This window comes from Streptomyces sp. NBC_01190 (assembly GCF_045039895.1).
Lineage (GTDB): Bacteria > Actinomycetota > Actinomycetes > Streptomycetales > Streptomycetaceae > Actinacidiphila.
The window spans coordinates 5945846-5959986 of sequence record NZ_CP108580.1 but is presented as its reverse complement, the minus strand read 5'-3'; the positions used below and the strand labels follow the sequence as shown (position 1 = coordinate 5959986).

Sequence of the window (14141 nt, the reverse complement as noted above, 5' to 3'; positions counted from 1 at the left end):
GCGTGCCCGAGGTGCGGGCACGACTGACCTTTGGCAGGATCCAGAGGTATTCAGAAGTACCCCTCCAGCAGCCCGTACGGCGGTTTCCTGTCACCCGCCCGGGGCAGGCTCCCCCGTGTCGCCGGACAGCCCGCACCCGCCATCCGGGAGGCTGGCGCCCCCGCCGCTCGCAGAAGCGGCCGGGTGCGCGATCCACCGGGGAAAGGACCGTCATGTCGGACACCTCCTGGACCCGTGTCCCCCCTGCCTCGCCGGCTCATTCGGCGGGCCCCGACACGCCGCAGACCGCGCCGCCCGCCGAGCACCCCGAGCCCGCCGGGCCCACCGGGCTCGGTGAAGCCACCGACCGGGCCGGCACTGGCGACAGCGCCGCCGGCGCCGGCGGTTCGCCCCGGGCCGGGGGCGACGGTGCCGATAGGGCCGTGCCCCGCGATCCGGTGCCAGGACTGCTGCGTTCGCTCGATCCGCTGCTGCGCGCCTGGCTGCCCCGGCAGCGGTGGTTCGCCGGGAAGGGCCTGCCGATCGGCCGGCTCGGACTGGCCGCCGCCACCGAGTTGGTGGCGCCCGGCGGCCGGCTCGGACCGCTGGGCCTGTGCCACGTCCTGATCGACGTCGAACAGCCGGGCCGGCCCACCGACTGCTACCAACTGCTGTTGGGCGCACACCCACTGTTGCCGTCGTCACTGGCCCGCGCCGCCCTCGGTCCCGCCGTCGGAGGCCCTTACGACGGGCTGACGCTCTACGACGCCCCGCACGATCCCCGGCTCACCTCGCTGCTGCTGGAGCGGCTGCGGAGCAACGGCCGGATCGGCCGGCTGCGCTTCAGCACCGAGCCGACCGCCGAGTTCCCGCCGGGGCTGACCCCGCGGATCTCCACCGCCGAGCAGTCCAACACCTCGGTGGTGTACGGCGACACCTACATCCTCAAGCTCTTCCGCCGGGTCTCCCCCGGCACCAACCCGGACTTGGAGCTGTCGCTGGCGCTGGCCAGGGCGGGCTCACGGCGGGTGGCGGAACCGGTGGCGTGGTTCGAGGCGCTGAACTCCCCAGACGCCCCGGACACCCTGGACAGCGAAGACAGTGTCGTCCCGGTCGACGCGGCCGACTCCGCCGACTCCGCCGACGCGTCCACCGGCAACTCCGCAGGCAACTCATCCGCCGCGCCCGCCGCCCCGGACGCCGACGGACCCGCGGCCGAGAGCGCGCGGGACGCTCCCGCCGGTCCCGCCGATGACGCGGATCACCCGGATCAGGCCGGTCAGACCGACCGTGTGCGCCCCCCGGCGGCCGAGCCGGTCACCCTCGGCGTGCTGCAACGCTTCCTGCCGGGATCCGCCGACGGCTGGACGCTCGCCACCGACTCGGTCGCCGAGGACGGTGACTTCAGCGCCGACGCGGCCGCCCTGGGCCGGGCCACCGCCGAGGTGCACCGCTCGCTCGCCGAGGCGCTGCCCGTGCAGCGGCTGGACGGCGCCGCGCTGGAACGTATCGCCTCCGCCATGGCACGGCGGCTGGACGAGACCGCGGTCGAGGTGCCCGCGATACGGCCCTACGCCGACGCCCTGCGCGCCGCCTTCGACGACTTGGCCAAGCTGGGCGCCCGCAGCGGCGCCGCGGACGGCCCGGCCGGCCCGGCGGACCAGGGCGAGGGCGTGCTCGCCCAGCGCATCCACGGCGACCTGCACCTCGGGCAGGCGCTGCGCGGCCCCGACGGGGCCTGGGTGCTGATCGACTTCGAGGGCGAACCGGCCCGGCCGCTCGCCGAGCGCCGCCGCCCCGCCCCGCCGGTCCAGGACGTGGCCGGCATGCTCCGCTCCTTCGACTACGCGGCGCACCACAGCGGCAACGGTCCGTGGGCGGCCCGCCACCGCGCCGCCTTCTGCGCGGGATACGCCGAGGTGTCCGGCGTCGATCCGCGGGAACAACCGATTTTGATACGGGCCTTCGAGACGGACAAGGCGGTCTACGAGGCCCGCTACGAAGCCAGGCACCGCCCCGCCTGGCTGCCCATCCCGCTGTCCGCGCTCGCCCGCCTGGCCACATCGGCGGTATGAAGAGGTGGACGCGGCCCGCACCCGCCCGACCTGCCCTACCCGTCTGAGGAGATCCCGACCGTGACCGCGCCCGACGCACCACAGGACCGTTCCACCCCCCAGGCCGCCGCCGAGCGGCGGGCGCCATCGGGTTCGCTGCCGGAGGCCGCCGCCCGCGGATACCACGCGAGCACCCCGCATCCGGGCGCCTCGGGCACGGCCCCCGGGCCGGCGGCGGACACCGGGGCTCCGGGCGGCGCGGCGGCAGCGGCGGGTGGGCGTCCGGTGTCCGGTGACGCCGCGGGCGCGGACCCGGCCACCGCCGCGGCCGAGGGGCCGTCGGAGCGTCCGGCCGGCCACCACGAGGCCGGGGTCCCGGCCGGGGGCGACAGCCACTCCGCCGCCCCGGATCTGGACGAGGGCGAACGGTGGCGGCTGCTGAACGGCACCCACCACAACCCGCACGGCGTGCTCGGCGCGCATCCGGTGTCCGGTGGGGTGCGGTTCCGGGCGCTGCGGCCGTTCGCCCGGTCGGTGGCGGTGGTGGCCGACGGACTGCGGGCCGAGCTGGCGGCCGAGGGCGACGGCCTGTTCTCGGCGCTGCTGCCGCTGTCGGCGGTCCCGGCGGACTACCGGCTGGCCGTGACATATGACGACGGCGAGCAGGTGGTCGACGATCCTTACCGCTTCCTGCCGACGCTCGGCGAGCTCGACCTGCATCTGATCGGCGAGGGCCGGCACGAGGAGCTGTGGAAGGCGCTCGGCTCGAATCCGATGACGCACGAGGGCGTGACCGGCACCCGGTTCGCGGTGTGGGCGCCCAACGCCCGCGGGGTGCGGCTCGCCGCCGACTTCAACTTCTGGGACGGCGCGGCCTTCCCGATGCGCTCGCTCGGCTCGTCCGGTGTGTGGGAGCTGTTCGTGCCCGGCATCGGCGCCGGCACCGCGTACAAGTACGAGATCACCCGCCCCGACGGCTCGCGCGGTACGAAGGCCGACCCGATGGCCCGCGCCACCGAGCAGCCGCCCGCCACCGCCTCGATCGTGACCGAGTCGTCGTATGTGTGGCAGGACGAGGCATGGATGGCGCGCCGCGCCGATGTCCCGGCCCACCAGGCGCCGTTCTCGGTCTACGAGGTGCATCTGGCCTCCTGGCGGCCGGGGTTGAGCTATCGCGAGCTGGCCGTGCAGCTTCCCGCCTATGTCTCCGAACTCGGCTTCACCCACGTGGAGTTGATGCCGGTCGCCGAGCACCCCTTCGGCGGTTCGTGGGGCTACCAGGTGACGTCGTACTACGCGCCGACGTCGCGGCTCGGCTCGCCGGACGACTTCCGCCACCTGGTCGACGCGCTGCACGCGGCCGGCATCGGCGTGATCATGGACTGGGTGCCGGCCCACTTCCCCAAGGACGAGTGGGCGCTGGCCCGCTTCGACGGGTTGCCGCTCTATGAGCCGGCCGATCCGCGCCGGGCCGAGCACCCGGACTGGGGCACCCTGGAGTTCGACTTCGGCCGGACCGAGGTGCGCAACTTCCTGGTCGCCAACGCCGTGTACTGGTGCGAGGAGTTCCACATCGACGGGCTGCGGGTCGACGCGGTCGCCTCGATGCTCTACCTCGACTACTCGCGCGAGGGCGGCGACTGGCTGCCCAACGAGTACGGCGGCCGGGAGAACCTGGACGCGGTCCGCTTCCTTCAGGAGATGAACGCGACCGTCTACCGGCGCTGCCCCGGCGTGGTCACCATCGCCGAGGAGTCCACCGCCTGGGACGGCGTGACCCGCGCCACCCACCATATCGGCCCGACCGGCTTCGGCGGTCTCGGCTTCGGCCTGAAGTGGAACATGGGCTGGATGCACGACTCGCTGGACTACATGGCGCACGAGCCGGTGCACCGCAGGTACCACCACGGCGAGATGACCTTCTCGATGGTGTACGCGTACAGCGAGAACTACGTACTGCCGATCTCGCACGACGAGGTGGTGCACGGCAAGGGCTCGCTGGTGAACAAGATGCCCGGCGACTGGTGGCAGCAGCGCGCCGGTCTCCGCGCCTATCTCGCCTTCATGTGGGCCCACCCCGGCAAGCAACTGCTCTTCATGGGCCAGGAGTTCGCCCAGGGCGCCGAGTGGTCGCACGAGACCGGCCCCGACTGGTGGCTGCTGGACGAGACGTACGCGGCGGCGGGCGACCACCGCGGTGTGCGCGATCTGGTGCGCGATCTCAACCAGGTCTACGGCGCCACCCCGGCGCTGTGGCAGCGCGACACCGACCCGGCCGGCTTCGCCTGGGTCGACGGCGCCGCCGCGGAGGACAACACCTTCTCCTTCCTCCGCTACGACGCGGACGGCCACGTGCTGCTGGCCGTCAGCAACTTCGCCCCGGTGGTGCGCGAGGGCTACCGGTTCGGCGTCCCGGAGGGCGAGTGGACCGAGGTGCTCAACACCGACGAGGCCCGCTACGGCGGCAGCGGCGTCTCCTCGGGCGGCCCGGTCAAGAGCGAGCCCGCCCCTGCCCACGGCCGTCCGCACAGCATCGCGATCACGCTGCCGCCGCTGGCGACGCTCTGGCTGCGCCAGAACGTCTAGATGGCCGGCCCCCCGTCCGGGCGGCCGGTTCCGCGGGGCCACGGCGGTGTGCGGGGGCCGGTGACCGGCCCCCGCACACCGGCCAGAATCGGTGCCTCAGAAGACCGACTCCGCCTCCTGCATCCGGTCCTCGGGGACGGTCTTGAGGTGGGTGACCGCGTCGGCGAGCGGGACCGTGGTGATCCGGGTGCCGTGCAGCGCGGTCATATGGCCGAAGTCGCCCTTGTGGGCGGCTTCCACCGCGTGCCAGCCGAAGCGGTTGGCGAGCACCCGGTCGTAGGCGGTCGGGACGCCGCCGCGCTGGACATGGCCGAGGATGACCGGACGGGCCTCCTTGCCGAGCCGGATCTCGAGTTCGCGGGCGAGGGTGGTGCCGATGCCGGCGAAGCGCTCATGGCCGTACTTGTCGATCTCCCCGACGCCGTACTCCATGGTGCCCTTCGCCGGGTGGGCGCCCTCGGCCACGCAGATGACGGCGAACTTCTTGCCGCGGGCGAAGCGTTCCTCGATCATCTTGACCAAGTCGTCCGGGTCGAAGGGCCGTTCGGGGACGCAGGTGCCGTGGGCGCCGGAGGCCATCCCGGCCTCCAGGGCGATCCAGCCGGCGTGCCGGCCCATCACCTCGACCACCATGACGCGTTGATGGGACTCGGCGGTGGTCTTCAGCCGGTCGATGGCCTCGGTGGCGACGGTGACCGCGGTGTCGAAGCCGAAGGTGCGGTCGGTGCCGTTGATGTCGTTGTCGATGGTCTTGGGTACGCCCACCACCGGCATACCCGACTCCGACAGCATCCGGGCGGCGGTCAGCGTGCCCTCGCCGCCGATCGGGATGAGCACGTCGATGCCGTACTGGGCGCACAGCTCGTCGGCGTTGTCGGCGGCCTCGCGCAGCCGGGCCCGCTCCAGCCGGGCCGAGCCCAGGATGGTGCCGCCGCGGGCGAGGATGCCGCTGACGGAGTTGAGGTCCAGATTGCGGAAGCGGCCTTCCAGCAGCCCGACGAAGCCGTCCTCGAAGCCGATGACCTCGTCGCCGTGGAAGGTGATCGCGCGGTGCACGACGGACCTGATGACGGCGTTCAGTCCGGGGCAGTCGCCGCCCGCGGTGAGCACTCCGATGCGCATGGGATGGTGTCTCCAAAAGAGGTGCGGGTGGGTCGGCGGGCGCCGCTCACGGACGGGGCGTGGTTCGACTCTTTCTACGGTGACTTCGGCACCAGCGTGCACTCGGTGATCCGCCCGGCGAGATAGTCGTCCACATTTCGGACGCTCGTCGCGACGATCTCCTCGATCACGTCCAGCGTGAAGTACGCCTGGTGAAAAGTGAGCAGAACGCGGGAGAAGGTCAGCAGCCGGGCCAGTGTCTCCTCGGTCATGACCTCCAGTGACTCCTCGTGGAAGAAGACGCCTTCCTGTTCTTCGTACACATCCATCCCGACCCCGCCGAGCCGGCCCTCGCCCAGCGCCTCGATCAGCGCGGTGGAGTCGATCAGGGCGCCGCGGCCGGTGTTGACCAGGATCACGTCGTCCCTCATCCCGGCGAGTCTGCGCGCGTCGACCAGATGGTGGGTGGACGGCATCAGCGGCACATGGAGACTGATCACGTCGGCCTCGCGGCACAGCCGGTCCAGTTCGACGTACTCCATGCCGAGCTCTTCGCACCCGGGGTTCACCGCGATGTCCCAGCCGAGCAGCCGCATCCCGTAGCCCCGGCCGATCGCGGCGAAGGCGGTGCCGATCCGGCCGGTGCCGATCACGCCGACGGTGCGGCCGTGCAGATCGCGGCCGAGCAGTCCGTCCAGCCGCGGGTCGAGGTCGTGGCTGCGCCGGTCGGCCCGGGTGATCCGGCGGTTGAGCGCGGTCGCCAGGGTCCAGGCGAATTCGGCCACCGCGTGCGGAGGGTAGGCGGCGACCCGGGCGACGGTGAGGCCGAGCCGTTCGGCGTGGTCGAGGTCGATGTTGTTGTAGCCGGTGGACCGCTGGGTGATCAGCCGGGTGCCGCCGCGCACCAGCGCTTCGAGCACCGGGGCGTCCAGCGTCGCGTTGACACTGGTGCAGACCGCCTCGTAGCCGACGGCGAGCGGCACCGTGTCGGCGGTGAGGAAGGGTTCGAGGCAGCGGACGGTGTGGCGCGGGGCGAAGGCCCGCTCCAGCAGGGGCCGCTCGTCCCGCCGTACACCGGTCGCAAGGATGTCCACCGCACCGTCCCTCTTCCGCGCTTGTGCCGCGCTTCCTACCGTGCCGTTCCCCGCTGTTATCCGCTCATCAACGGTTATCCGCTGTTATCAGCCGCCATCCACTGATATCCACCGTCCCTTCGCTTGTTGTTCACCCTACGTGCACGGTGTGGTGCCGACATCCGCAGAGCGACGGGGCCGCCGGGCGCCGCCCGGCTCGGTACATCACATTTTCCTGCCGCGCGCCACCTCGGCGGGCATCAGCCGGGTCCGCACGTTAGCGTCGTAGGTGCGTACACCCGTACGCGCACGGCTGCCGCCGGCAGGCGGACCAGGCAGGAGAAACGGAGCACAAGGGTGACGCGCAGCGTCTATGTCACGGGGATCGGCCGAGGTGACGGCCGCCAGGTCGTGGAGCTGGGGGTGATGGAGCTGCTGACCCGGCAGGTGGACCGGGTCGGCGTCTACCGGCCGCTGGTGCACGACACCCCTGACCGTATCTTCGAGCTGCTGCGCGGCCGCTACCGGCTCACCCAGGGCCTGGAGACGGTCTTCGGCATGGGGTACGAGGAGGCGGCGGCCCTCCAGGCGGAGCAGGGCCAGGACGCGCTGACCGCCCGGCTCGTCGAGGGCTATCTGCGGGTCGCCGAGTCGTACGACACGGTGCTGATCCTCGGCTCGGACTTCGCCGGCACCAACATCCCGGCGGAGCTGGGGGTGAACGCCCGGCTGGCCAATGAGTGCGGCGCGTCGGTCCTGGTGGTGATAGGGGGCCGGGAGCAGAGCGCGGAGTCGGTGGTCTCCGAGGTCCGCAACGCGCACCACGCGTACACCAACCTGGGCTGCGACGTGATCGCGATGATCGCCAACCGGGTGGATCCCTCGGAGGTGGCGGAGGCGGCCGAGCAGCTCCACCGCACCCCGGACGTACCGGTGTACGTGCTGCCGGACGAGCCGGCGCTGTCCGCGCCGACCGTCTCGCAGATCGTGGACCACCTGGGCGCCGAGGTGCTGCTGGGCGACGACGCGGGGCTCGCCAGGGACGCGATGGGGTTCGTCTTCGGCGGCGCGATGCTGCCGACCTTTCTGCCGGCGCTGACCCCGGGCTGCATGGTGGTGACGCCGGGTGACCGGGCCGATCTGATCATAGGGTCACTGGCGGCGCACTCGGCGGGCTCCCCGCCGATCGCCGGTGTGCTGCTGACCCTGGACGAGCGGCCCGGCCAGCACATCCTGAAGCTCGCCAACCGGCTGGCCCCGGGCACCCCGGTGCTCGCGGTCGCCGCCAGCTCCTTCCCGACCGCGGCCGACCTCTTCACGCTCGACGGCAAGCTCGGCGCCGGCGCCCCGCGCAAGGCGGAGACCGCGCTCGGCCTCTTCGAGACACATGTGGACACCGCCGAGCTGACCGAGCGGCTCTCGGTGGCCCGCTCCGAGCGGGTCACCCCGATGATGTTCGAGCACGCCCTGCTGGAGCGGGCCCGCGCCGACAAGCGGCGGATCGTGCTGCCGGAGGGCGCCGAGGAGCGCATCCTGCGGGCCGCCGAGGTGCTGCTGCGCCGCGGTGTCTGCGAGCTGACGCTGCTCGGCGAGGAGGACGTGATCCGCAAGAAGGCCGGCGACCTCGGCATCGTGCTCGACGACCCGGCCGTGTCGATCATCGACCCGCAGACCTCGCCGCTGCGCGACCGCTTCGCCGACCTCTACGCCAAGCTCCGCGCCCACAAGGGCATCTCCTACGAGCTGGCGTACGACGTGGTGGCGGACGTGTCCTACTTCGGCACCCTGATGGTGCAGGAGGGCCTCGCCGACGGCATGGTCTCCGGCGCCGTGCACTCCACGGCGGCCACCATCCGCCCGGCCTTCGAGATCATCAAGACGCGGCCGGACGCGGCCATCGTCTCCTCGGTGTTCTTCATGTGCCTGGCCGACAAGGTGCTGGTCTACGGCGACTGCGCGGTCAACCCGGACCCGAACGCCGAGCAGCTCGCCGACATCGCGGTCCAGGCGGCCGGCACGGCGGCCCGCTTCGACGTGCGGCCGCGGATCGCCATGCTGTCGTACTCCACCGGCACCTCGGGCAGCGGCGCCGACGTCGACAAGGTGCGGGCGGCCACCGAGCTGCTCCGCGAGCGGCGGCCCGACCTGCTGGTCGAGGGCCCGATCCAGTACGACGCGGCGGTGTCGCCCACGGTGGCCGCCGCCAAGCTGCCGGGCTCGGCGGTGGCCGGGCAGGCGACCGTGCTGATCTTCCCCGATCTGAACACCGGCAACAACACCTACAAGGCGGTCCAGCGCTCGGCCGGCGCGGTCGCCGTCGGCCCGGTCCTCCAGGGCCTGCGCAAGCCGGTCAACGACCTGTCCCGGGGCGCGCTGGTGCAGGACATCGTGAACACCGTGGCGATCACCGCGATCCAGGCGCAGGGAGAGACCTCGTGAGCGGCGGTACGCGGACGTCCGGCCCGGCGGCCACCCGGGTGCTGGTCATCAACTCCGGTTCCTCCTCGGTCAAGTACCAGTTGCTCGACATGGCCGACGACGAGCGGCTCGCCTCCGGTGTGGTGGAGCGGATCGGCGAGCCGGGCGGGGTCGCGGACCACATGGCGGCGCTGCGGCAGGTCTCCGCCGAGCTGGCGGAGCGGGGCCTCGGCCTCGATTCGCCCGAGCTGGCCGCGGTCGGCCACCGGGTGGTGCACGGCGGCACCCGCTTCACCGGCCCGACGCTGATCACCGATCAGGTGCTGGCCGGGATCGAGGAGCTCGTCCCGCTGGCGCCGCTGCACAACCCGGCGAACATCACCGGTATCAAGGTGACCCGCGAACTGCGCCCCGACCTCCCGCAGGTCGCGGTCTTCGACACCGCCTTCCACGCCACCATCCCGGAGGCCGCGCACCGGTACGCGATCGACGCGGCGACCGCCGACCGCTACGGGATCCGCCGCTACGGCTTCCACGGCACCTCGCACGCCTATGTCTCCCGGGCCGCCGCCGAACTGCTCGGCAAGGCGCCGGCCGAGGTCAACGTGATCGTGCTGCACCTGGGCAACGGCGCCTCGGCGTCGGCGGTCAGGGGCGGGGTGTGCGTGGACACCTCGATGGGCCTGACCCCGCTGGAGGGACTGGTGATGGGCACCAGGTCCGGCGACCTCGATCCGGCGGTGGTGTTCCATCTGGCGCGGGTGGCCGGCCTGGACATCGACGCGATCGACAGCCTGCTCAACAAGAAGTCGGGACTGCTGGGTCTGTGCGGTGTCAACGACATGCGGGAGATCGGCCACCGGATGGCCGCGGACGACGAGCGGGCCCAGCTGGCGTTCGATGTGTACGTGCACCGGCTGCGCCGCTATGTGGGCGCGTTCATGGCGGTTCTCGGCCGGGTGGACGCGGTGGTCTTCACCGCCGGGGTCGGCGAGAACTCGGCGGCGGTGCGGGCGGCGGCCATGGCGGGACTCGAGGGTTTCGGCATCGTCCTCGACCCGGAGCGCAACGCGGTGCGGGCGTCCGGAGCCCGTTTCGTGTCGGCGGATTCCAGCTCCGTGGCGGTGGCGGTGGTGCCCACGCAAGAGGAGCTTGAGATCGCTCGGGATACTTACGCATTGGCCCGAGGTTGACCGTCCCACGACCACGCAGCCCCAGAATATTCCGGAGTGGAACAAACCGATAGGATGCGCCCCATGCGCCGAGCCAAGATCGTCTGTACTCTGGGTCCCGCCGTCGACTCGTACGACCAGCTGAAGACGCTGGTCGAAGCCGGTATGAACGTCGCCCGACTGAACTTCAGCCATGGCAGCCACAGCGAGCACCAAGACCGCTACGAGCGGGTGCGGAAGGTCTCCGAGGAGACCGGCAAGGCGGTCGGCATCCTCGCCGACCTCCAGGGCCCCAAGATCCGTCTCGGCAAGTTCGCCGACGGTCCGGTGGAGCTTGTGTCGGGCGACGAGTTCGTCATCACCACCGACGAGGTCCCGGGTGACAAGACCATCTGCGGCACCACCTACAAGGGCCTGCCCGGCGATGTCTCCCAGGGCGACCCGATCCTGATCAACGACGGCAACGTGGCGCTGCGCGTCATCGAGGTCACCGGCTCCAGGGTCCGCACCCTGGTGGTCGAGGGCGGCGTGATCTCCGACCACAAGGGCATCAACCTGCCCGGCGCCTCGGTGAACGTGCCGGCCCTCTCCGAGAAGGACATCGAGGACCTGCGGTTCGCGCTGAACATGGGCGTCGACATGATCGCGCTCTCCTTCGTGCGCGACGCCAAGGACGTCCGGGACGTGCACCGCGTCATGGACGAGGAGGGCCGGCGGGTGCCGGTCATCGCCAAGGTGGAGAAGCCGCAGGCGGTGCAGAACATGGAGGGCGTCGTCGCGGCGTTCGACGCGGTGATGGTCGCCCGTGGCGACCTCGCCGTCGAGTACCCGCTGGAGCAGGTGCCGATCGTCCAGAAGCGGCTGGTCGAGATGTGCCGGCGCAACGCCAAGCCGGTGATCGTGGCGACCCAGATGATGGAGTCGATGATCACCAACTCCCGGCCCACCCGCGCCGAGGCGTCCGACGTCGCCAACGCGATCCTGGACGGCGCGGACGCGGTCATGCTCTCGGCCGAGTCCTCGGTCGGCAAGTACCCGATCGAGACGGTCAAGACGATGTCCCGCATCGTCGAGGCCGCCGAGGAGGACCTGCTGCGCCGCGGCCTCCAGCCGCTGGCCCCCGGCAAGAAGCCGCGCACCCAGGGCGGCGCGGTGGCCCGCGCCGCCGCCGAGCTGGGCGACTTCCTGGACGCCAAGTCCCTGGTGGCGTTCACCAAGTCCGGTGACACCGCCCGCCGGCTGGCCCGCTACCGGGTGCCGGAGCCGGTGCTCGCCTTCACCACCGACCCCGCGATCCGCAATCAGCTCGCGCTGACCTGGGGAGTGGAGTCCTTCGTGGTCGAGCACGTCAACACGACCGACGCGATGGTGGAGCTGGTCGACCGCGAGATGCTCAAGCTGTCCGAGTACGCCAAGGGCGACACCGTCATCATCACCGCCGGCTCCCCGCCCGGCGAGCCCGGCACCACCAACCTCGTCCGGGTCCACCACCTCGGTTCCTGAACGACCCGGCAGGCCACGGCACGGCCCGTGGTGGGGCCGGCCGGCAGCAGACGAAGGCGCCCGTCCCCGGGAAGCGGGAGGGCGCCTTCGGTCGTGGGCTGCGGTGCCGGCGGGTCAGGAGGCGGGCTGGTTCGGGGTGACCCGCATATTGCGGATGTGCAGGTCGCCGCCGAACTGACCGGCCTGGACCACGGTGGCGTCGGTGAAGAAGAGCACCGGCAGGGTGAGCGGCGGCGGCGCCTTCGGGGTGAAGGTGATCGGCACCAGGCCGAGCAGGTTGCCGCTGAGCGACTCGGTGTACATCGTCACGGTCCCGTTGCGGATGGTGGAGGTGCTGCCGGGGGCGGCGTCCACATGGGTCGTGGTGCCGTCGGGTCCCTGGACCACCTGCTGGAGGTCGCCGATGTCGATACCGGTCGCGGTGAACTTCATCACCGGCTTGACGTTGCCGCTCCAGGTACGGACCTGCACGATGCCGTCGTATTCGAGGCCGTAGAGCGTGAGCAGGCTGCTCTTGAGGGTCCACGGCTGGTCGGGCAGCAGGGGTATGCCGCCCTCGGTCTTGGCGTCGGCGAGCGCCTTGGCGTCATAGGTGGGGCAGGGGTACGGCTCCTTGCCGCCGGATCCGCCGGATCCGCCAGCATCCGTCGTACCGGAGGCTGAGGGTGAGGCCGCCGGGGAAGGCGCCCCGGCCGTCAGGTCCTTGAGGGCCTTCGAGGCGGTGTGCGCGGCTCCGTCCACGCCGCCCTTGACCGCACCGCCCCCGGTGCCCGCGGAGCCCTTGGTGGCCCCACTGGAGGGCTTCACGGGGGGCACGGTGGATCCGGTGCCCGACGACGCCGGAGCGGTCGACGCGGGCGGCGGCGTCGTGGCGGGCGGCGTGGTGGGCGTGGCGCTGGGCGTGGCGCCCGGCTTGTGCCCGCCGAGCAGCCCGCCCAGCAGATCGCCGAGGCCCAGCGGGTCCAGCGGGTCGGTGGACCGCCGGGGAGTCGGCGTGGGCGCCGGGGCGGTGGTCGCCGGGGGCTTCGGCAGGACCTTGGTCACCGGGTCGGCGGACTTCGCCGGGGCGGCGGGGCTGACCGTCGGATCGGGGCGGACCGTGCCCGTGCCGCCCGTTTTGCCGCCCGTGGTGCCGCCCTTCGCGCCGTCCGCCGTCGTGCCGTCCCCGGCGCCCTGGGGACCGTCGCCGGTCGGATCCGCGGTGGGGGTGGCGGCGGGCGTGGCCGAACCCGCGCCGTCCGGCTCGCCCTTGGCGCCGTCGCCGTGTCCGGCGGCGGTGTCCGTGGCCGTGGGCGTCGCCGACCGGGTGACGCAGGGGCCCGCCGCGAAGGGGCCGGCCGACCGCTCGTCGGCCTGGGCGAGATGCGGTGTCATCCCCATGCCCATCAGCACCGCGGTGGGCATGGCGGCCAGCGCGACCGCCTTCCCGGCGGGCATGTGCAGCTTGGTCAGCAGCGACTTGCGGGGGGCGGCGTGACGCGGCCCCGAGGTCGCCCTGTCAGCGGGTCCGCCGGCCCCCGCACGGCGGGCCGGCTGGGTCTCGGTCTCGTCACCCGGCACGGTTCCCCCCGTTCTGGTCGGCGGTCTCTTCCTCCGGCCGGACACCGGTCAGCACCGGCTCGGGCACGGTGTACGGGTCGGAGCGCTGGGCGGGGACGGAGGACTCGCCGGGGTAGCCCGCCGACGGATCGTCCGTCCAGTCGTCGGCCGGATCGGCCCCGCCGTCCGGCAACTCGGCCTTCCCGCCCGGGTCGTCGGTCGCCGGGACCCCCGGCGCCCAGGAGACAGCCATGGCGCCGCCGATCAGCGCGAGCAGGAACCCGATCACCAGCCCGCCGAAGTTGGCGACCGGCAGCGACACCAGCGCGAGCAGGATGCTGGCGACACCGGCGAAGATCCGTACCGCGGACTGGAACCACATGGTCAGACCGAGGACGAAGAGCAGGATGCCGATGATCAGCGAGCCGGAGCCCGCGGTCGTCGACATCCGGACGGTCAACTGGCCGAGCGTGAGGTTCGCGTACGGGAGATAGGCGATGGGCACGCCCGCGATGAGGGTCAGCAGTCCGGCCCAGAAGGGGCGTTGCCACCGCCAGTGGCGGAACACGACACGTCCGTGGGCAAACCGGGCACGCAGTCCTGACGACTCGGCGCTCATAGAAAACAGCTCCCTGGGACTGGCATCACAGATGGATCGTTCGGTGATCCGGGCGAGCCGCGTCCCGCGCGGCTCGCCCGAGGGCACTCAGCCGGTG

General features: G+C 72.2%; 9 protein-coding genes. 5 read left to right on the top strand and 4 right to left on the bottom strand.

The window, feature by feature from the left end; genetic code table 11:
* The first annotated feature begins 212 nt into the window (after positions 1–212).
* A complete protein-coding gene (locus OG519_RS25155) occupies positions 213–2054 on the top strand; it encodes a maltokinase N-terminal cap-like domain-containing protein (protein WP_405588156.1) in 1842 nt (613 codons plus the stop codon).
* Positions 2055–2084: 30 nt separating this feature from the next.
* Positions 2085–4619 (top strand): 1,4-alpha-glucan branching enzyme, encoded by a 2535-nt coding sequence (glgB, locus tag OG519_RS25150; RefSeq protein ID WP_405592967.1) that lies wholly within the window; start codon positions 2085–2087, stop codon positions 4617–4619.
* Positions 4620–4715: 96 nt separating this feature from the next.
* Here the strand turns inward: glgB and OG519_RS25145 are convergent, their stop codons facing one another.
* A complete protein-coding gene (locus OG519_RS25145) occupies positions 4716–5741 on the bottom strand; it encodes an ATP-dependent 6-phosphofructokinase (RefSeq protein WP_405588154.1) in 1026 nt (341 codons plus the stop codon).
* A 74-nt stretch (positions 5742–5815) separates the two neighbouring features.
* Entirely contained in the window at positions 5816–6814 is a 999-nt protein-coding gene (locus tag OG519_RS25140; protein WP_405588152.1) for a 2-hydroxyacid dehydrogenase, read from the bottom strand.
* 336 nt (positions 6815–7150) lie between these two features.
* Here OG519_RS25140 and pta point away from each other — a divergent pair, with 336 nt between their 5' ends.
* The 3 genes from pta to pyk all read left to right on the top strand — a co-directional run bounded on the left by pta (position 7151) and on the right by pyk (position 11886).
* Positions 7151–9232: a phosphate acetyltransferase gene (gene pta, locus OG519_RS25135; RefSeq protein ID WP_405588150.1), complete on the top strand. Its 2082-nt coding sequence runs from the start codon at positions 7151–7153 to the stop codon at positions 9230–9232.
* Positions 9229–10404 (top strand): acetate kinase, encoded by a 1176-nt coding sequence (locus OG519_RS25130; protein ID WP_405588148.1) that lies wholly within the window; start codon positions 9229–9231, stop codon positions 10402–10404. The genes pta and OG519_RS25130 overlap by 4 nt, the downstream gene beginning before the upstream one ends.
* Positions 10405–10467: 63 nt before the next feature.
* A complete protein-coding gene (gene pyk / locus OG519_RS25125) occupies positions 10468–11886 on the top strand; it encodes a pyruvate kinase (protein WP_405588145.1) in 1419 nt (472 codons plus the stop codon).
* Between the two features lie 114 nt (positions 11887–12000).
* Here pyk and OG519_RS25120 read toward each other — a convergent pair whose 3' ends face one another.
* Positions 12001–13446, bottom strand: coding sequence for a hydrogenase expression protein HypF (locus OG519_RS25120; RefSeq protein WP_405588143.1), 1446 nt, complete (start codon positions 13444–13446; stop codon positions 12001–12003).
* Complete coding sequence (locus OG519_RS25115; RefSeq protein ID WP_405588140.1) at positions 13436–14044, bottom strand: DUF6114 domain-containing protein; 609 nt, start codon at positions 14042–14044, stop codon at positions 13436–13438. The genes OG519_RS25120 and OG519_RS25115 overlap by 11 nt, the downstream gene beginning before the upstream one ends.
* Between the last annotated feature and the right edge of the window lie 97 nt (positions 14045–14141).

Excerpts from the sequence above, each read along its gene's own strand:
- pyk (WP_405588145.1), top strand. The coding sequence starts at position 10,468 with ATGCGCCGAGCCAAGATCGTCTGTACTCTGGGTCCCGCCGTCGACTCG.
- OG519_RS25115 (WP_405588140.1), bottom strand. The coding sequence starts at position 14,044 with ATGAGCGCCGAGTCGTCAGGACTGCGTGCCCGGTTTGCCCACGGACGT.
- OG519_RS25155 (WP_405588156.1), top strand. The coding sequence starts at position 213 with ATGTCGGACACCTCCTGGACCCGTGTCCCCCCTGCCTCGCCGGCTCAT.
- OG519_RS25145 (WP_405588154.1), bottom strand. The coding sequence starts at position 5,741 with ATGCGCATCGGAGTGCTCACCGCGGGCGGCGACTGCCCCGGACTGAAC.